The organism is Pseudomonas sp. Pseusp10 (assembly GCF_059492225.1).
This window is the reverse complement of sequence record NZ_CP168528.1, coordinates 893,990-912,902: the sequence shown is the minus strand read 5'-3', so window position 1 is coordinate 912,902 and position 18,913 is coordinate 893,990. Positions and strand designations below refer to the sequence as shown.

19 protein-coding genes and 2 pseudogenes are annotated in these 18,913 nt (G+C 50.0%); 11 read left to right on the top strand and 10 right to left on the bottom strand.

What is annotated here, in order from left to right:
- The first annotated feature begins 43 nt into the window (after nucleotides 1–43).
- The 7 genes from ACEN8Z_RS04105 (at nucleotide 44) to ACEN8Z_RS04075 (ending at nucleotide 7,215) form a co-directional block, all read left to right on the top strand.
- Entirely contained in the window at nucleotides 44–1,366 is a 1,323-nt protein-coding gene (locus ACEN8Z_RS04105; RefSeq protein ID WP_495596863.1) for a tyrosine-type recombinase/integrase, read from the top strand.
- Between the two features lie 911 nt (nucleotides 1,367–2,277).
- A complete protein-coding gene (locus ACEN8Z_RS04100) occupies nucleotides 2,278–3,258 on the top strand; it encodes an integrase domain-containing protein (protein WP_495596862.1) in 981 nt (326 codons plus the stop codon).
- Nucleotides 3,255–3,515: a hypothetical protein gene (locus ACEN8Z_RS04095; RefSeq protein WP_495596861.1), complete on the top strand. Its 261-nt coding sequence runs from the start codon at nucleotides 3,255–3,257 to the stop codon at nucleotides 3,513–3,515. Before ACEN8Z_RS04100 ends, ACEN8Z_RS04095 begins: the two co-directional genes overlap by 4 nt.
- A gap of 322 nt (nucleotides 3,516–3,837) precedes the next feature.
- The gene (locus tag ACEN8Z_RS04090; protein WP_495596860.1) at nucleotides 3,838–4,212 is read left to right on the top strand and encodes a hypothetical protein; all 375 of its coding nucleotides are present in this window, start codon (nucleotides 3,838–3,840) and stop codon (nucleotides 4,210–4,212) included.
- Between the two features lie 6 nt (nucleotides 4,213–4,218).
- Nucleotides 4,219–4,815, top strand: coding sequence for an ABC-three component system protein (locus ACEN8Z_RS04085; RefSeq protein ID WP_495596859.1), 597 nt, complete (start codon nucleotides 4,219–4,221; stop codon nucleotides 4,813–4,815).
- Nucleotides 4,815–5,306 (top strand): ABC-three component system middle component 5, encoded by a 492-nt coding sequence (locus tag ACEN8Z_RS04080; protein WP_495596858.1) that lies wholly within the window; start codon nucleotides 4,815–4,817, stop codon nucleotides 5,304–5,306. The genes ACEN8Z_RS04085 and ACEN8Z_RS04080 overlap by 1 nt, the downstream gene beginning before the upstream one ends.
- On the top strand, nucleotides 5,299–7,215 hold the full coding sequence (locus tag ACEN8Z_RS04075) for an AAA family ATPase (protein ID WP_495596857.1): 1,917 nt from the start codon (nucleotides 5,299–5,301) through the stop codon (nucleotides 7,213–7,215). The genes ACEN8Z_RS04080 and ACEN8Z_RS04075 overlap by 8 nt, the downstream gene beginning before the upstream one ends.
- A 390-nt stretch (nucleotides 7,216–7,605) precedes the next feature.
- Here the strand turns inward: ACEN8Z_RS04075 and ACEN8Z_RS04070 are convergent, their stop codons facing one another.
- Nucleotides 7,606–9,345 carry a hypothetical protein gene (locus tag ACEN8Z_RS04070; protein WP_495596856.1) on the bottom strand — a complete coding sequence of 580 codons (1,740 nt, stop codon included), beginning with the start codon at nucleotides 9,343–9,345 and terminating at the stop codon, nucleotides 7,606–7,608.
- A gap of 748 nt (nucleotides 9,346–10,093) precedes the next feature.
- Between ACEN8Z_RS04070 and ACEN8Z_RS04065 the strand changes: the two genes are divergently transcribed.
- Complete coding sequence (locus tag ACEN8Z_RS04065) at nucleotides 10,094–10,429, top strand: hypothetical protein (RefSeq protein WP_495596855.1); 336 nt, start codon at nucleotides 10,094–10,096, stop codon at nucleotides 10,427–10,429.
- Nucleotides 10,430–10,699: 270 nt separating this feature from the next.
- Nucleotides 10,700–10,876, top strand: a pseudogene (locus tag ACEN8Z_RS04060) (magnesium chelatase subunit ChlI family protein); the annotation flags it as partial.
- Nucleotides 10,877–10,882: 6 nt separating this feature from the next.
- Here ACEN8Z_RS04060 and ACEN8Z_RS04055 read toward each other — a convergent pair.
- The 3 genes and pseudogenes from ACEN8Z_RS04055 to ACEN8Z_RS04045 all read right to left on the bottom strand — a co-directional run bounded on the left by ACEN8Z_RS04055 (nucleotide 10,883) and on the right by ACEN8Z_RS04045 (nucleotide 13,969).
- Nucleotides 10,883–12,097 (bottom strand): aldose 1-epimerase family protein, encoded by a 1,215-nt coding sequence (locus ACEN8Z_RS04055; protein ID WP_495596854.1) that lies wholly within the window; start codon nucleotides 12,095–12,097, stop codon nucleotides 10,883–10,885.
- 337 nt (nucleotides 12,098–12,434) lie between these two features.
- Nucleotides 12,435–12,683: pseudogene (locus ACEN8Z_RS04050) on the bottom strand (hypothetical protein); the annotation flags it as partial.
- 395 nt (nucleotides 12,684–13,078) lie between these two features.
- A complete protein-coding gene (locus ACEN8Z_RS04045; protein ID WP_495598080.1) occupies nucleotides 13,079–13,969 on the bottom strand; it encodes a LysR family transcriptional regulator in 891 nt (296 codons plus the stop codon).
- A 102-nt stretch (nucleotides 13,970–14,071) separates the two neighbouring features.
- Between ACEN8Z_RS04045 and ACEN8Z_RS04040 the strand changes: the two genes are divergently transcribed.
- Nucleotides 14,072–14,848, top strand: coding sequence for a sulfite exporter TauE/SafE family protein (locus ACEN8Z_RS04040; protein WP_495596853.1), 777 nt, complete (start codon nucleotides 14,072–14,074; stop codon nucleotides 14,846–14,848).
- A gap of 263 nt (nucleotides 14,849–15,111) precedes the next feature.
- Here the strand turns inward: ACEN8Z_RS04040 and ACEN8Z_RS04035 are convergent, their stop codons facing one another.
- Nucleotides 15,112–15,435 (bottom strand): winged helix-turn-helix transcriptional regulator, encoded by a 324-nt coding sequence (locus tag ACEN8Z_RS04035; RefSeq protein ID WP_008003162.1) that lies wholly within the window; start codon nucleotides 15,433–15,435, stop codon nucleotides 15,112–15,114.
- 152 nt (nucleotides 15,436–15,587) lie between these two features.
- On the opposite strand from ACEN8Z_RS04035, the gene gstA reads away from it, so the two are divergent.
- A complete protein-coding gene (gene gstA, locus ACEN8Z_RS04030) occupies nucleotides 15,588–16,217 on the top strand; it encodes a glutathione transferase GstA (protein ID WP_495596852.1) in 630 nt (209 codons plus the stop codon).
- 100 nt (nucleotides 16,218–16,317) lie between these two features.
- Here gstA and ACEN8Z_RS04025 read toward each other — a convergent pair whose 3' ends face one another.
- From ACEN8Z_RS04025 to ACEN8Z_RS04005, 5 genes are all read right to left on the bottom strand, one after another.
- On the bottom strand, nucleotides 16,318–17,028 hold the full coding sequence (locus ACEN8Z_RS04025) for an SDR family NAD(P)-dependent oxidoreductase (RefSeq protein WP_495596851.1): 711 nt from the start codon (nucleotides 17,026–17,028) through the stop codon (nucleotides 16,318–16,320).
- Nucleotides 17,029–17,072: 44 nt separating this feature from the next.
- A complete protein-coding gene (locus tag ACEN8Z_RS04020) occupies nucleotides 17,073–17,729 on the bottom strand; it encodes a DsbA family oxidoreductase (RefSeq protein WP_495596850.1) in 657 nt (218 codons plus the stop codon).
- Entirely contained in the window at nucleotides 17,726–17,947 is a 222-nt protein-coding gene (locus ACEN8Z_RS04015; protein WP_111286693.1) for a tautomerase family protein, read from the bottom strand. The genes ACEN8Z_RS04020 and ACEN8Z_RS04015 overlap by 4 nt, the downstream gene beginning before the upstream one ends.
- Before the next feature lie 264 nt (nucleotides 17,948–18,211).
- On the bottom strand, nucleotides 18,212–18,502 hold the full coding sequence (locus ACEN8Z_RS04010) for a helix-turn-helix domain-containing protein (protein ID WP_095964537.1): 291 nt from the start codon (nucleotides 18,500–18,502) through the stop codon (nucleotides 18,212–18,214).
- The gene (locus tag ACEN8Z_RS04005; RefSeq protein WP_218503698.1) at nucleotides 18,502–18,816 is read right to left on the bottom strand and encodes a type II toxin-antitoxin system RelE/ParE family toxin; all 315 of its coding nucleotides are present in this window, start codon (nucleotides 18,814–18,816) and stop codon (nucleotides 18,502–18,504) included. Before ACEN8Z_RS04005 ends, ACEN8Z_RS04010 begins: the two co-directional genes overlap by 1 nt.
- Nucleotides 18,817–18,913 lie beyond the last annotated feature (97 nt).

The window sequence follows — 18,913 nt, the reverse complement described above, 5'->3', positions numbered from 1 at the left end:
AGAGTTTGGGATACAGGTCACTTCGATAAAAGGGAGTACCCTTATGTCGCGCACCACAGCTCCGCTCTCCGACGCAGCTTGCCGCTTGGCAAAACCTACAGACCGCGCCTACAAGCTTTTCGACGGCGATGGCCTCTATCTCCTAGTCCAACCCAATGGCCGCAAAGGTTGGCGGCTCCGTTACGTCAAACCTGACGGACGGGAAGGACTGACCTCGTTCGGCAACTACCCCGTCATTGGCCTCGCCGATGCGCGCCGCAAGCGCTTGGAAGTTAAGCGAATGTTGGCGGATGGCGTTGATCCTATAGAGACCAAGCACCAAGCTAAGGCGGAAGCCGTAATCAAAGGCAGAACCTTTGAAAGCGTTGCGCTCGACTGGCATACGGAAATGTCGGCCAAGTGGGCACCTGGCCATTCCAAGACAGTGATGAGCCGCCTCAAAACCCACGTATTCCCGCTGATCGGCGCACGCGCCATTGTTGATCTCGACACCCATGACCTTATGCAGCCCTTGGAAGCGATCAAGAAGCGCGGAACGATAGACGTTGCTTTAAGGGTACAAAACTACCTGCAGAGCATCATGCGCGAGGCAAAGCGCCTCCGGCTTATCACTGTAAACCCTGCTTACGACCTCGAAGGCTCGATCAAAGCCCCGCGGGTGATACATCGCCCTGCTCTACCCTTATCGCGACTGCCGGAACTGCAGGAGCGGATCGACACCTATAAAGGCCGGGCACTTACCCGTCTGACGGTGATGCTGTCGCTGCATGTGTTTGTACGATCCAGCGAGCTGCGTTTCGCACGCTGGAGCGAGTTCGACCTCAAGCGCGGCACCTGGGAGATACCGGACACTCGACCCGCATTGGAGGGAGTACCCTTTTCCACAAGGGGTACGAAGATGGCAGGGGATATCCATTTAGTACCCTTATCGCCGCAAGCAGTGGCGCTACTCGAAAAAATCCATGCACTCACAGGCAAATTCGCATTGGTCTTCGCAGGGGATGCCAAACCCTGGAAGCCCATGTCCGAAAATACCGTGAACAACGCGCTTCGGACGATGGGATACGACACCAAAACCGATATCTGCGGGCATGGATTTCGTTCGATGGCCTGCAGCGCACTGATTGAGTCAGGACTGTGGTCCGAGACAGCCATTGAAAGGCAGATGAGCCACAAGGAACGCAACAACGTCCGCGCCGCCTACATTCACAAGGCTGAGTTCATCGAGGAGCGTAGGCTGATCATGAACTGGTGGAGCCGGTACCTGGAGGCCAACCGGCAGGAGCATGTCACTCCACACGAGTTCGCGAACCAGACCGGAGCGAATGTCACTCGCCTAAAAGCAAAACGTGGCGCAACCGAGTAAGCGCTCGGTCTTCATATCTCAGTGATCCGCTTGTCCACGCGGGTCCATCCAAACAGGGCTGCAAAGCCGCCCTGTTTGGATGGACCTCACTTAAAAAATCTAAAGCCCACGCAACTGTCTGTGGAAAACCACTGATTTCCACCGGTGGATAATTTCATCCACAGCCGCAGAACTCCCGAAAATTCGAGCCTTGACCCAAATTATCCACAGGCGTAGAAAAGATCAGGCAAAGCGCTGTCGTTGACAGCAACCCAGGTAGCCAGAACCTTTAAGGCTACGCCACACCGTGGCGGTTCACCCAAAGTGCGATTAGCGTCCGGCGGCTCGCACGGTCACAGCGATGTGATGGATGCCTACTTTTACCAGTGTGCCAACTGCGGCAACTCATCCCCTTTCATAGCTGCCCTGCAGCAACCTATCCGCTTGGCCATTCCCCTGCGCCAACCTGCGCCCGTCTCTTTCTCAAGGAAAGAGACGGGCGCTCCTACCACTGCTGCAGCCCAACTCGTACAAGGCTTTGCGGCATTCCCCCTCGTGACAATCGACGTGACAAACACCGAAGTCACCAGCAACAGCGATGCAGATGATGGTGCCGCAGCCTACGGAATGGACTGCACCTGACTGACAGTCAGGCATGCCCCGGTCATCGCTTCACTGCCTTCACCCGACTCAGGATCTCGCGGCGTCGGTCTCGTCAGCCAGCGCAGCCTCCACCCGCCCACTTCCTCCGAAGTGTTCAGGAGGCCAGATCATGAGATGCCCAAGCTCCCGGTCGTAAAGAGCCGCCAGTCCCGCGTTAGTGGACAACCCTCACAGGTCGCAGGGGCCTTGATCCCTGATAACACTCAACATTCTTGGCGGGATGACGTGGGGAAAGTTTCAAAGGTTTTGGCTTCGAGAGGAGTTTGATCATGGCATTGGTAGGTAGACGAAACGGGCGAAATTTTGGCTATGGCCGGCAATTGAGTTATGCCGGGCCACAGGCGTTGCGGGACATGTTTGGCGGCGGGCATTACGGCACGGTGAAGGCGCACGGTGATCGCTGGCAGGCGTTTGTGCGGTGGTGTCGGTCGGAGGATGGGCCGGGGTTTAACGATGCGCGGCATATAAATCGGCAGATCTTATTGGACTATGCCGGACATCTGCGGCAGCAAGTTGAACATGGGGCTATAAACATCGCCACCGCACAAAACCGGTTATCCAGCGTGAACCGAACCATGGCTGCGCTTCGCGGTGATCAGTATGTGAAAGTGCCGAGTCCGAGCAAGGCGCTGGGAATGCGGCGTACCAGCGTCCGTCGCTCGGTGCCGCAAGGCCAAGACCGCGAATACGTGAAGCGGATCGTTGACGAACTTTGCGAACATCAGCAGCCGCGCGCTGCGGCCATCGCTCAGTTAGCGCGAGCCACCGGCATGCGCTTGCGTGAGGCGATTTTGGCCGACCTTCCCCGTCTAAAACGTGAGGCAGAACAATTCGGCAAGATCAACATCCAGGACGGCACCAAAGGTGGTCGCTCTGGAGCGTCGGCCCCTCGGTGGATAACGGTGGATGATCACATCCGCGGCGCACTGGCATTCGCCGTTCAAGTCTCGCCTGACGGCAGCCGCAACCTGCTTGCACCGAACGAAAGCTACCTCGATTTCCAAAAGCGAATCGTCCGTCCAGCCCGGGACATCCTTCATGCGCACAACCTAAAAGGCTTCCACGAACTGCGAGCTGCTTATGCGTGCGAACGCTATGAGCAGATTACCCTCTACCTAGCGCCCATCAACGGTGGCAAGTGCAACAAGCTAAATCCAAAACTCGATAGAAAGGCCCGCTCCCAAATCAGCCAGGAGCTGGGGCATGACCGTATCGAAGTGGTGTCGGCTTACATTGGAGGCCAATCATGAAAAAGACATTCGATATGGAATTGTTTTTAAGCGGGGTTCTAACCGGATCTCCTGCGACCCGTCGACGTCATGTGCGGCAGGCGGTAACGATCCAATCTGCCATCGCCAAGCGTTGGAGGCTAGAAAACCCATGGTCCTGGCAGAGCAAACATCTCCAATGGTTCCTTAGATATGGGGCTGGGGGCCGTTCGGAGAAGACCATCTATTACTATTCGTTGACAGCAAAATTGATTGCTCTCCGCCTTACACGTCGTTGATGTCACGTCGAACGCACACCGGGGCCTCATCTGGAGAAAACGTTTTAAAGGTCTTTTGGCAATACTTTTTATTTACTAAACCGTGTCCAAAAGCTAGATTATCGATGCTGGCACTGTGCCAAAGGAGCGACAGTCATGAAGGATCGATTTCACGACGCTGTAGAAAAAATAACACTGCGCATCAATTCCTTGGCTTACAGCATCAGACTGCGACAAGCGACAAAAGACTACTAAGCAATAGTAGTTCGGATTTATTTTTAATCGATCAAGATTATTTTCCAAGGCTTGTTAGCTCGCCAAGCATAGCTTTACCCGCAACTTCATGAATAATACTAAATTAACGGAGAATATTTTGAACTGGGGAAATGCACTTAAAGTAGGTGGACCATCAATTGTTGCGGCATTTGTTTTTCAGTATTTAATTACCACATACTTAGACAAATCTGAGCTATTTAAACATAATTTAACTCTCAACATTTTGCTTATTCTGGCAATCTTTACATTCTGTTTATCCATGGGATGGTTCTGGATACGAAGTGGCAAAAAAGACGTCCAAAAGAAAGGAATCCAAAACAATGAAATTACAAAAAACGAAGTAGGTGGCAGCCTCAACATCGGAAAAAACCAAGATATCGTCGACAATAAAATATTACAAAATAAAGTTAACGGCGATCTTAATATCGGCGGCAAAGAGTAGTAAGCCATGAGCGAGGAAGGGAGCCGCGAGATGGTATCAATTTCCGGAAATGAAATTTTCAATAACGATGTAAAAGGTGATCTCAACATCGGATCAACTGTAATAAAGCTCCCTTCTTTTAATGTTGCTGTAGGAGCAGAAGCCTTAAAGAGGTTGATAGAACAGCATGAACGCCTGAAAGAAAGCGATCCTATCTATCAGATCGTACTTGAGGAGTTGGAAAGCAAGATCAAAAGCGCTCCATCCAGAAGTGTCATTGGATTAGAAGCAAAGCTAGAAATCGCGGGGCGTGAAGTTTACCTTCACCAAGCACTGGTTTCGAGCCAGAAAGCTGCGAAAATGATTTCAAAATTCCAGCACATCAAATCATACCAGATTATATTCAATCATTTGCTAGGGCTTATCCTAACTAGATTCAACGCCCACATACTTCCTCTACTTAGATCGGGGCGTGATGATATAATAATTCGCTCAGCAATAAACGCCACTATAATTGAACCTCTTTATCAAGAAGTGGTGATGGCCGGCGGCTTTGTAACAAGTGACCTTGTTGAGGGCATGCTATATTTCTTAACTGAAAAATGTCACGTGGAGTGGGCGTGATGGTTATTTATCATCCAGCATATGATGTGCATCACTGCGTATATAGAGTTCTAAATCTTCTAAGCTCGGTAGATGATCACGAAATCTCTAAAGACACATTACGACTGATGGACTTCTATTATCTCTATCCGCACTTGCTAAAAACCATCAATCTTCCGAAACCTCTGAGTCGCTATAAAAAAATAATTTCCGAAACCCCTGATCCTTTTGAAGTAACACCAAATCCTCGAAGTTTGTTCTATGAGCTTTCTCGTATTCAAGATTCAGCCATGCTTGCCCTGCAACAAAAATCGATGATTAAGCTTACAGCAAGTACTGTTGCACTCCTCATGGACTCTCTACCGTCCAATCTTCTTGAATCATTCAAAGATGACACCTTCGCAAACTCTGAACTTTTTCGTGGATTAGTCGATGCATTTCCGCAGATGAAGCTAGAAGGCAAGAATGGATTCAAAAGCAAAAGTGGATTAATGGAATATCGTTATGATTAAGTCGACCTTATTTATTGAGCGTTTCATCGTAAAAAAATCTGGATTCAGTGTATATGATGAAAAATTCCACAGAGGTATAAATGTAATTCGAGGAGATCACTCCGTCGGAAAAACCACAATACTCGAATTAATTTTTTACGTGCTTGGAGGAGAAATCAAAGATAATCAGTGGTTATATCCTGCAGACAAATGCGACTATGTATACTGTCAACTGAGCATCAATGAAAAACCATTCACGATAAAACGTGAAATAGAAAAAGGTAAAATCCCCCCAATATCTATACGCTCGGGCGCTTATGATGAAGAGGGAGAAAACGTAGAGTCTTGGGGTACTTATGGCCCTCGTCGAAGCGACGAGAAAATGTCATTTTCACAAAAGTTTTTTGAACTTCTCGGCTGGGAAGGGCATAAAACAGAAGACTATGCGAATCTGACGATGCATCAGATTTTAAGGTTTCTATACGTTGACCAAGAAACTGCCTCTACCAAAATTTTCAGAGCCGAAGATAATCAAAGATCTGATAGCGAAGGAACACGCCTAGCAATTGCTGAATTTTTGCTCGGACTCGATAACTTAGATACCCACCAATTACGCCAAGAATTGTTGATCGCGGAACGAGAGTTCGATCGCGTTTCAGCCGATCTCTCCGCAATGTACAGGATTCTAGGGGAAGATTCAGCAGTAACCCTACAGACACTCCGAGTAAGCATTGCATCGAATGTCGAAGAGATAATAAGGCTAAGAGATTCGCCGCCTGAAGTTGAAATAGATTCCGATATTAAATCGATAAGAATAGCAGAATACAAAAAAATCAAATCTGATATTGAAACGTACAGCAAACAACTACAACGCTTCCAATCAGACCTTTTTTCGATAAATGGTGAAATCGTAGACTGCCAACTATTTGAAAAATCTTTACGTTACAGGAAAAAGTCACTATTAGAATCTAAAGCAGCATATGACTCCGTGGGCTTTCTAAGATATTCCCAATGTCCCTGCTGCCTTGGCGAAGTCGCTGAATCAGATACTTTAGATAGCAGTGACACCTGCCACCTATGCAAGTCTCCTGCTGAAAAAAACAAACATACGTCAAACTACATGGAAATTTTAAACGAATTAGATTTTCAACTAAATAGCAACACCAAAGTCCTACAAGATAACATCGAACACAAGACAGGACTAGAATCTGCAATTGAAGTGGCAAAAGCTAACCTGGCTAATGCACAAAGCAAAATCTCCGAGTTCGTAGGATTATTTGATCCTGCCTCACACGCTGCACTTGAACGAGCAAAAAAAATAGGGTTTCTTGAATCTGAAAATTTAAATCAAGAGAAAAAAATAAGGGTAGTAACAGAGCTAGATTCTTACAAGCTCAAAAAGCTAGACTTAATTGCAGACATTTCCAAGATTAAAGAGCTTATTCTTAGCGCCTCTGCGTCCAACAAAAGACGGCGAGAAGCTGTATATAGTGGAATTGCAGAAAATGTAGTGGGCATACTTCAGCCAGAGCGTCGTGCGAATGGCAAGCCTTATGAAGAAGAATTTGCGGGTGCGAATACATCCGAAGTGGAAATTGACTTTGCTAAGGATCGGATGTTAATAAATGGCAGAGTGAAATTTTCTGGCAGTTCTAACTACATCAAGAAAAACTCACTACACATCTCAGCTCTCTTGGAGTCGCTCGACGATATCAACTATCGCCTCCCCAGATTCCTCATGGTTGACGCCATCGAAAATGGAGGAATGAAAGAGTTCCGCAGCCATAATTTTCAACGTGCCCTGATAAGTTCTTTTGAAGGCAGAAATGACTTCCAACTCATATTCTGTACTTCCATGGTTTTGGATGAGCTAAACAATCAAAAGTTTGGCGTCGGACCTTACTACTCCGGAAATGTTCTAAATATATGAGATCCTGTTAGCATACCGACAGTAATAGCTTACAAGCCTATCGGCTGAGATTCTAAGCTATGGGGGCAGATTAATTTATCGCTAGTCAGAGCAGTACTTTCGAAAAATTAATCTCGCCCTTGCCCCACAGTGGACGCGGCCCAAATCATTGGTAGCGTTCTACCTCTTCCATACACCAGCGTCGAACCAGTTGAGCTCCAGCCATAGAAACACGTAGTTTTTAATTGGATTATTATTCTATGAATTTACGCAGATTTCAAAAAATATGAATTACGCCGCTACACTAGTGGTAGTTTGTCCCAGCAGCGACTCTCTATTAAATCTGATAACTTAAATACAGATCAGTTGGCAAATTGAGAGACTGCTGAGATGGCCAAACCAAAAGACCGACTAAGTATTACAAAACAACTTAAACTTAGTGTTATTTGAAGAACAAATACTGGACAAGTGGGATAGCAAAACATGCATTTTATTCCTAACACTTCTGTCCAGCCTAGCCTTGGATATTCCAGGCTGAACGATCCAGCACTCATTTTGAACTTGAATATCCGAAAGAGCGACAGTAATAAGCTTTACAAGATTCTCAGGAGAGTTGCAACCAGAAGTTAGATATATAGCGTTATCAAAAAAGCGCTGAGACCGCTCCGCATGTGCGCTTGGAAAAAGATACCGAATATTCTTAATTAACTGTGAGGCTACTACCTGCAAATCATCTATGCGAAGCCCCTTTTGCGAACTCATTGAAAATTTTTCATGCACCAAAATTAATCGATCTTTACACACCACTAGGTGGTCAGCAGCTTCATTCGCACCATCATCTTTAATAATGGCGACGATACCAAACTCTTCTATCCGTTCATACAAATACAATTCAGTCTGTTCAGCGATACAAATTTTTGTTGCATCGTCAGGCTGCGAGGCTTCCTTGCGAATGTCTACTTGACTCCAGTCTATATCTGTATATGAATCCTTTTCAAACGGCGTAGTTAACCGATTATCTTTCCAAAAGGAATGCTCGCGATAAGCGAGCCCTTCCTCAAATAAAATCGTGTAATTTTCTTCATTTAGTAAATACTCTACAAAATCAAATCTTTTCTTACGCCTTAGATTATTTTCATCATTCGTAATTATCACAGAGGCATTATCGGCTGGATTAACGTAACTAATTTCGATGTGACTGTTGGATACTTTATCCACCCGAAACTCAATAAAGCACTGCTCATTGCCAACACGAACTACCCCATTCCCAATAACAGAGCAACTCCACTCTCCCAAAATTGAATTATTGATTTCTAAAAGGACCACCCCCTTACTAGAGACTACATAATCTAGGTAAAATCCAAGCATTATTAGTGAGCCCGGATCTTGGACCTCAACTGGACTCACCAAAAAAGCTATGAAGTCTCCATCGTTTTGCGCCGAAAGTGCTGCTTCTATATTAGAGCACTGTGTACTAAACGAACGTACTCCATCAGTCCAAGTCCCCCAAAATTTCCTTTTCTTTGCCGAGCAACCAAAAACCTTAATATTTCCATTTTGATCTATTTGACTACCTAAGCAATAGCTGAAGCTATAACCTGCGTCAAAGGATGGTGTCAAAGAGAGCTTTGCGTTCTTACTAAAATAAGATTTTGCTTCTGCTGCAGTACCGCCGGCGCCAAAGGTGTTATTTATACCCAAGCTTTTTATTAATAATTCAGATTCAGCAAGTGCCCTGAATATCTTTTTTATATCGACCTTAGATTGAGACCAATCCTTATAAAAAATAGACTTTACAACTTCCTCAACCTTAGAATCGCTTGCATGTACGAAAACATGCTCATTTGAATCATCGATTAACACTAATACGTTTTCGACATTCTCTAAATAAGCAACTTTATTCGGATCGATTTTTTGGGTAGCATCAAGCCATGATGGAAACTCTCTAAATGAGATCCATAACGCATAGACTTTATCGGTACTAGAATGCCATTTTATCACTGCATACTTCTTTTCTTTCTTTAGACTTTCTACTCTTTTATATAAGGCTTCGCTAAATCGTCTTCTGCTATATGCATCTTTCGAAAAAACAAGAATCTGAAAGAAAGGGGAGATATTCTGAAGGGAAATCGGTGTAATTGGCTGATCCATCTGATTATCCCTAACCGGTGGGCAACTTATGCGTGCTGATTGAGGATAGCACATAGCCATGAACGCGAGAGCCAATCAGTTTTGCGGTTTAGATCGAATAGCGGCCGTGGGTCGAATGCCAAGAGGGTCAGGCTTCCCACTCACTATCAGCTAAAATCCGCCAAACGTTTGACTACATAAATTATGACAATTCACGGTTCAATCAATGCTGTCACTGATTATTAATTTATGTACAGGGTAGATTTTGAACTGGAGGGTAAGCTTTGAGGTACTAATAATCATCAGATTCAATAAATTCTTTATTTACAATAGATTAAGCTTCAATTCGACTCCTGGTGCCGCACCATATAGAACAACGACTTAGGCTCACCTTACGGTGGGCCTTTTTCGTTTCTGGCTCTAGCCTTCTTCAATTTTCCCCGTTCGTTCCCCGTTTCGTGATCGCCGCTTCCTAAGTTATTGAGCCGGCTCAAAAATATTGGGGAGTCGTACAGCGCAGCTCTTTACTGAGGCGCTACGGATAAATGCGATCCACCACGATTCGCAGCAACCGGCCAAAAGCACTCATGCAATATCGGATTTTGTTTCGCCAGACCTACTGGGAGCGATTCAGGCTGGCGTGAAATTGCGCCCCCAGAAAATCTTTTAGTGGAGACCCTGCGGCCCAACGATAAGATCTTGTTTTGAAAAAGGAGTTTCATTTGTGGAAGCTGGAAAAAAGATTTGCCCAAATTGCGCGGAAGTCATCATGGCTGAAGCAATTTTATGCAAACACTGCCAATCCGACCTCAGGCAGAAAATACGAATCTCGCCTTGGAGACCACTGCCGTCAGAAAAAAGAATGGGCCCTGTCAGCAAGGTCCTCACCGGAATCATTATCGCTATCACCTTGTACTTGGCTTTCGGCTTTCATGTCAGTAACACATCGCAAGACAAGGAAAGAATGCAGGCCCAAGATGCCGTCGAACTATGCCGCCAGGAAGTAAACATTTACTCCGGCCCGGCAACCGGGAAAAGCGTGATCGCAGAAGCTTGTCGAAAGCTGGAGGACGAACTCCGCAAGTATTTTGGCCACGCGCCATAGGAACAGCTGATTACGAAGCCCGCCATTGAGCGGGCTTTTTTGCCTTTGGCATCAGACAGAAATCAGCCAAGAGCGGACAGTGACCGAATACGTCATTAAGCAAACAGCAACATGCTGGTGCGATCAGCGAGTAGCGCTTTGAACATTAAAGTGGTTGTCGATAATTTCGATGTTTTGATGGCAAAGTGACAAGAGTTGAACGATATACAAATCCATCGGACTCCATAGGCAAAGAACGCAGATCCTCGATACGAATAACAGGCTAGACACCTATCCACGGCCGATGAAAACAGGCTGGAATACATCTGCGAGCGTTTAACTCTGTCGTTGCGAGCAGCCCATCGACTGCTCAAGGTCACGCGCACGCTGGCGGACCTTGAACAAGCCGACGGGATCAGACGCGAACATTTGGCCGAGGCGCTGCAATATCGGTCGACGATGCTCTAGCCGGTGTCACCCCTTGGTCAGATCAACCAGCGGCGTCGGCCGCACCTCAGTCTCCCGCCCACCCTGAATCTCGCTCACCTGCTTCAAGGCCTTATCCACAGCCGCCTTATCCGCCAACAAGCTGTAGCTGATGCGGAACTGCTTGTGTTCCTTCGGCCCAATTGTCGGTACCAGGTTCAGTGGCCGCTGATAACGGCGGTTGTAGGAAAAACTTGTCCCAGGCTCCAGCCCCGTGACATAGCCCTGGCCTTGGGTATCGGTGTTTTTCCACAGGGAAAACACGGGCAGTGTCTGAGTGTTGAAGCCGACCGAAACGCCCAGGCTGCCGGCCTTGTTATGCAACACGGTCAACGTATCGCCCTTGGCATCGGCATACGGCACCACGTTGTAAACCGTTTCGTCGTAGTCCTTGGTCGGTGCGCGGTAGGTTTGCCAGTCGGGCAGATCGCCCTTGGCCTTGTCGTTGAACGGCGACACCTGTTTCACCGGCGCGGCGAAACGAGCGCCCTGCTCCAGGAACGGGGTGCTGAAGTTACTGTGATACAGCGCCTGGTATTCCTTCGGATAGTCGCCGTTGTTGGTCAGGGTGTCGTTGAGGGCGAACACTACGCTGCCGGGTTCGGTGACCAGTTCGGTCGCGACGGAGAAGTCGACCTTCTTGAACGCCTGCTCTTTCAGTTCGCCGCGCAGGGTTATGGCGTACGGCGGTTTTTCATCGATGTGCAGGGTGACTTTGTTCGCAGGAATGTTGGCGGCCCGACCGTGCAGGGTCAGCAGTTCGCCATTGTCGACGCCGGGGTGGCCAACCCATTCGTATCCGCAGCGGGTGACCAGCTCATTGAAACCTTCCAGCCAGCCCAGACCACCGCGGCCATTGAGTTCGATGAAGGACGGATTGACCACTTCCTTGACCGGCGAATCCCAGCCCATGCGCACATTGCCGACCGAGGCCTGCAAGACGTTCATTCCGCGAGTCGGCACTACCGAGAGTTTCATCGTGCCGTTATCGATGTCGACGATGCTGACGCCCTCCTGCCGACCGCCGTGCAAGGTGCGCAGGGTAACGCTGAAGGGTTTGTCGGTTTTTATGCCGAGTTGCTGGCTGGTGATCTGCCAGTTCTGGGCGGCTTTGTCGGTGTCGAGCAGAACGTAATCCCAGGCCATGGCGTGGGAGGCAGCGGACAGTGCGCTGAGGGCAACAAAGAGTTTGAGTGGGGTCATGGCAGCAGCCTTTCTTGGAGTTGTGCCATTTTTATAGACTTGATGAAACGTTTCAGCAAGCTTAAAAGCGACACAACACCGGCAAATGCCAAGAAAGATTTGGGACAAACCGGAAAATTGAGTCGATGCCATCGCGAGCAGGCTCGCACCCACATTAGATCGAAGGTGAGCACAGGTTTTGTGAACATTCGAGATCAACTGTGGGAGCGAGCCTGCTCGCGATCGCAATCTCGGCAACGACTCAGCGAAACCGATCAACCTCATGCCGCAAATCCGCCGCAAGCTTCTCCAGCGCTTTGGCCGTCACCGCCACCGGCTCATCCGGATGCACGCTCTACCCGGCACTGAAGCGTTTCTCGAACAGGCCGCTAAGGCGCTGGGTACTTTCACGCAACGTGCCGTGAAAAGTGCTCAGTTGATCGGCCAGTAACCGCGCCTCGCTCGCCAGATGCTCTTCGCGGGTGGCGAGGTTGGCAGCGTCCAGCGAGCGCAGGGCAAACACGGTACTGCCGCTGATAGCCGAAAGCAGACCTTCGTGAATGTCCGCTTGGGTCGATTGCTGTCCCTCGCTACAGGCGCCAATCAACCACTTCTACCTGTCGCGATTGTCCGTCATCCAATGTGTGACTGATTTCAAAAAACGGGGGATCGGGGAACAGTGGGAACAGCCAATGTTTCCGGGGGGAGGGGCGTTCACCTCCGCGCTTAAAACGCGGGCGCGAACTATTACCGGTAGAGACTGGTGGATAGTTGAACAACCAGATCAAATGCTCAGCTAAGCGGACTGCAGGCCACGGCTCCCAAGGCTTTCAGCCCAGTTAACTAACTTTGGCGGGGTGCCGCTAACGAATTTGCGCGAGTCTTCGCACCCGTATTCCTTGGAAATCGCCAGGGTCCCCGGCGTGTTTTGGGAACGTGATTGCTACGTCCATCGTCGCCGCGGTAATCCCTTTCATCATCACAACTGCCGACGCGCCGACCTCAACCAACACAAAATGCCTTTCGAAAATGCGCGCTGAATGTCGCTACCAGTTCGGAATCGCCGTCGCGACATGCAAGGACTACCTCGCTTTCACAGCCTTCATCCTCGATTTCAATAGCATGTAGAGCAAATGCACGCACAATCGAAATAGGTAGAAGGGCAATCCCAAAACCGGCCTGGATCAACAATGGCTCTGTACTTTTTAACGAATAGACCTGGGCTGGTCTCGGAGAAAAACCTGCTCGAGCACAGAGCTCAAAAGAGAGGTAGCTAAGCCCTCCGCGTTTCGGGTGGGCTATCGAAACAAAGTGTTCGTCCCGTAACTCGGCAAGCGTTATACATGTTCTGGACGACAGCGGATGGGAGACACCGACTGCAACCACGACCTGTTCCGTATAAAGCGGTAGGAGTGTGATGTCATTTGGTTGATGCAATACAGGCAATCGAAGAAAGCCGACATCGATGCGATTATTCACCAAATTCATCAATTGCGTTTCAGATGATTCGCTCGATACCTCTATGCTAACTTCTGTTGCGCTCTCCAAATAAAGGTCGAGTACCTCTTTTAACTGCCCAATCAGGGGCACTGTACTGGCATGGCCAAGCCTGATCGTCCCGCTCTGGCCGTGACCTACCGATTTCGCAAGGCGGCCCGCACTTTCCACGTCAATCAGGATTGCCTTGGCTCTCGGCAGAAACGCTAATCCGGCAGGAGTGAGACGGGGTTGTCGCGCTGTGCGCTCGAATAACGGTGTCCCGAGATCGCCTTCCAGCTCCTTTATTTGTCGACTGAGCGCGGATTGAGCAACGAACAGTTTCTCAGCGGCCGAGCTAAAGCTCCCGCTTTCGGCGATCTCTACAAAATACCGCAACTGTTTCATCGAGATCATTTGAGCTATGCCGAAATGTGATAGGTGGTGCGTTTTTTCCATATTAGTGGAGTTTCACCCGCGTAGGTAGGGTGTGAAAACCACGTTAAGGAAAACTCGAAAATGCCAGACTTATTGCTTCACGCCCCGTTCGCCGGCTCCAGTCTGGCGATCATGTTTTTTACCATCACCCTCGCTTACGTGATTTTCGGTATCGCGGGATTTGGGACCGCCCTCATGGCGGGGCCTGTGTTGGTTTGTTACATGCCTCTATCCCACGCTATTTCGCTGCTGGTTCTACTGGATTGTGTGGCGGCATTTGGAAAGTTGGCGCGCAACCATCGGAATGTGGTGCGAAGTGAACTGGCCAGGCTGGTCCCATTCATGGCAATTGGCAGCGTGGCGGGGATAACAGTACTGCTTAAAACAAACTCGGATGCTCTATTGCTAATGATGGGTTGCTTCGTGACCTTGTACGCCCTGTATATGTTGGCAAGGCCCATACGCGCTAGCGATTTGTCTGCTGTTTGGGCTGTGCCGCTGGGAATTGGTGGCGGGCTATTTGGCGCCCTTTTTGGTAGCGGCGGCTTCCTCTATGCAATTTATTTGAACGGTCGAATACAGGCCAAGGAAAAGGCAAGTTCCACTCAAAGTACGCTCATCGGTATCAGTACGCTGGTACGTCTGTTCATGCTCACAATGGCAGGTGTTTACACAGACCTTTCCCTGGTGCTTACGGCTATCTATTTGTTGCCAGCCTTGGTCATTGGGCTTTGGATAGGCGGTCACATCAACCTTAGAATGTCTCGCGACGCCTTCACCAGACTGATTAACTTCATCATCTTGGTGAGCGGCATTACGCTTGTTTATCGAGCTTATTTGGGCAGTATTGAACTGTAAGTCTCACGGGGTGAAATCCCCCGGCCAGGCACTCGGACTCTACACTCAGTTTTAGGCGTTTTAATCCTCACCTATGGTTGTTTGCCGAAATACCTTGCAGGCCTTGATCTGTAAGGCTTTCAGAGATTTACCAGAATCTCCAGATCTAACACCGGTCAACCTGGCCGGTGACCGATTTGAACCCGTATCTAACGGCCGGGCGAAAGCCATTCGACATCGACCACAGCGGACATCTTCAATCAACGCAAAACGGACTGTAGGAGTCAGGTAGTTGGGCGGCTCTTGATCCATAAGCCAAATTGCTTCATTACCTCAACGACAGGCTCCAGGCGCCGGCCATCCTCGGTGAGTTCGTACTCCACCTTTACGGGCACTGTGGGATATACCGTGCGCTTAACAAGGCCGGCTTCTTCCAGGGCGCGCAGATCAAGCGTGAGCATCCGTTGCGATATCGCGGGGATATCGCGCCGCAGAACATTGAAGCGCTTCGGGCCATCAAGCAAATACGAAACCAGTAGCAGGCGCCAACGACCGCCCAACAAGCGCATCGCCTCTTCTACCGAGCAACCCGATATGTTGTCTTTCATGGTGAGGAAATCTCAAAGTGAATGACGGTATATATTTTGTACCTACACCACAAAATAGTGCCTTCTTCCCATTCTATACCACGACTTTAGAATGCCGGAGCCGCTTCCTCAGACAGGAAGCGAACATCTCCGCCACTTTCTGGAGTTCATAGATGAAGCTGTATTACATGCCAGCCGCATGCTCCCTCTCGCCCCACATTGTGCTGAACGAGCTTGGTATTGATGTCACGCTAATCAAGGTGGACAACAAAAAGCAGATCACTGAACTGGGTGACAGCTATCACGACGTGAACGAATTGGGTTACGTCCCCGTTTTGGAGCTGGACGATGGCACACTCCTGCGTGAGGGGGCGGTGATCGTGCAGTATCTGGCTGACCAGCATCCGGAGATAGGTTTGGCACCAGCCAACGGCACCATGGATCGTTATCGACTGCAGGAATGGTTGAGCTTCCTGACTTCCGAGATCCACAAGGGTTTCATTCCGTTGCTGTACGCTGGTCTAGCCGGTAAGTACGTGAATACCGTCAAACCCAAGCTTGAAAAGCGTTTCGCGTGGATCAACGAACAATTGGCCGATAGGCAGTTCCTGATGGGCGATACCTTCACCGTGGTGGATGCTTATCTTTTCGCATTGATTGGATGGGGCCAGGCTTCCTGGATGAAGAGCTATTACCAGGCCGACATTCATTTCGACGGTTTGAAAAATCTCCAAACCTGGTATGAGCGAATGTATGAGCGCCCCTCCGTTCAGAGGGCTCTCCGGGCGGAAAAACTGGAATGAGTAGGTCCCGGGTTTGATTCCCTGATGCCGGCACCATACAAAACGAAGCCCCTGCAGAAATGCAGGGGCTTTGTTGTTTCCGGGGTTTGAAAAACCGCTTTCAGTGACCCGCGCTCTGACCACCGTCCACGTGCAGGATTTCGCCGGTCACGAACTTGGCGCCGTCCAGATACACGACCGCCTGCGCAATATCATCGACCTCGCCCATGTGCCCGACCGGGTGCAGATTGCCAAGTGCGGCGTGGGTTTCTTCGCCGTGCATCGGGGTCTTGATGATGCCGGGGCTGACCGCGTTCACCCGGATTCCGCGCTTGGCGTATTCGATGGCCAGGGATTTGGTTGCCGCGTTGAGGCCGCCCTTGGTCAGCGAAGCCAATACCGATGGCACGCCGTCGATGGCGTGGTCCACCAGGCTGGTGGTGATGTTGACGACGTGGCCGCTGCCCTGCTTTTCCATTTCGGCGATGGCGAGTTGGGTGATGTAGAAGAAGCCATTGAGGTTCACCGACAACACATTGGCGTAGTCCTCTGCGGTGTACGCGGTGAATGGCTTGGCGATGAAGATCCCGGCGTTGTTGACCAGGGTGTCGATGCGACCGAAACGGGAAATCGCTTCACGGATGACGCGCCGGGCGGTTTCCGGTTCGCCGATGTCACCGGCCACGGTGTGAATGTCCGGATCGGTGGACGGCTTGATCGAGCGCGAAGTGGCGACGATCCGGTAGCCGAGTTCACGAAAGGCTTTGACCATACCGTCGCCGAGACCTTGGGATGCGCCGGTGATAACGATGACTTTTTTCGAAATGCTCATGATGAAGACCTCTGACAATAAAGAATGGGGTAGAAAATCTGTGATCAGGCGTCGGCCGGTGCCTTGGCCATTTCTCTCAACATCTGTTCGTAGTACTCGACCGATTGCGAACCGGACACCAGGTGGCGACCGTTCAGCACCATGGCCGGGACCGAGTTGATGCCACGCTGCTGGTAGTACGCTTCAAGTTCCCGCACCTCATCGGCGAACGCGCCGGACGCCAGCACCTCTTGTGCAGTTGCCCCGTCCAGCCCCGCTTCAGTCGCCAGACTCACGAGCGCCTGGTGATCACTCGGGTTCTGGCCTTCGCTGAAATAGCCCCGAAGCAGGACCTTCTTCAGCTCGACTTGCCGGCCTTCCTGCAACGCCCACAACAACAAACGGTGCGCATCGAAGGTGTTGTAGAAATGCGTGCGCTTCTCCAGATCGAACTTGAAACCGATGGCCTCGCCGCGAGCGATCTGCATGGCCTTGCCGGCGGCGACGTCTTCAGCAGTGCGCCCGTATTTGCGCATCAAGTGCTCGACCGCAGGCTCACCTTCGGCCGGCATGTCCGGGTTCAATTCGAACGGCTTGTAGGTCAGCCCGACCGAGACTTCCCCGGCCACGTTCTCGATCGCCTGCTCCAGCGCCGTCGCCCCCAGTGCGCACCAGGGGCACACCACATCGGAGATGAAATCGATGGTGACGGACGACGTCATGACTTCCCCTCCGCCTCAGCCAGTTGCTTGCGGTACTGGGTGGTGGTGATGCCGGCGTAACCCCAGTTATCGGTATCGACTTCCTCGATCACGATGTGGGTCAGGTCAGGGCGCTTGTTGAGAACGCGTTCCAGGGTTTCAGTGATTTCGGCGATCACCTGAGCTTTCTGCTCAGTGGTAACGCCATCGCGGGTGATGCGTACGCTTACGAAAGGCATGAGGGAAACTCCAGTGACCTTCCCGTCGGGATGATGGGAGAGGCGTTGGAGGTGAATGTATGAGGTTGGCGGGAGGGGATAAAGGTGGGGGCGGGAACTTCATTAGTTACGTAGTGTAATGAGTAGGGCATACCGGAAATGCAAGACTGCAAGACTCATCCAGGTCAATGCGACCCGCGTCCAACAAAAAACGCAGCCTTGGAAGGCTGCGTTTTTTGTTACGGGGGCTGGAAACGCCGCAATCATTAAGCTGAAATCGACTGATCAGTAACCCAACGCTGCAAGTACATGCTCCGGGTCGTTATGAATCGCTCGCAACAGTGCACGGGCAGGCCCCTCAGGATCACGACGTCCTTGCTCCCAATTGCGTAACGTTCCCACGGGAACATCAATTCGCTTGGCAAACGCTGCCTGGGAAAGTCCCGTGGCGAGGCGAATTTTTTTGACCTGTGCAGCATCGACATGGAATTCGCGCGATGGCTCTCGCTCACCTCGGTCGATCTCATCCATCTGCGTCATGCTTTCAACAAGACGATCGAAGAGATTTTTTTCCATTATTTCCATCCTTTATTGATGGCACAAAGAACTGCTTTTTCTCTATCCGAAAGGGTGTCTTGAATCCCTTTCCGGTAAATCAGTAGCAAACGTATCTGAAAAGCAGAGGTTACGTGATAGTAGATCACCCTTACGCCACCGCTCTTGCCCCTGCCATGCGCGGCCCAGCGGATTTTTCTAAGCCCGCCAGTGCCCTCGATCAAAGCGCCAGCCTCGGGATGTTCGGCGAGATACTGCTGAAATTCTCCATATTCGTGATCGCCCAGATGACCTGGAAGGTCAGCGGTAAAAATCGGCGTCTCGATGAAGATCATGCAGTCCCTGCTATGCGTCAATGGCGTATAGCATGAATTCTCGGTGTCAGGATAGATAAGGGCAATTAGTCTTTCGTTTCAGCGTTTTTATTCAAAA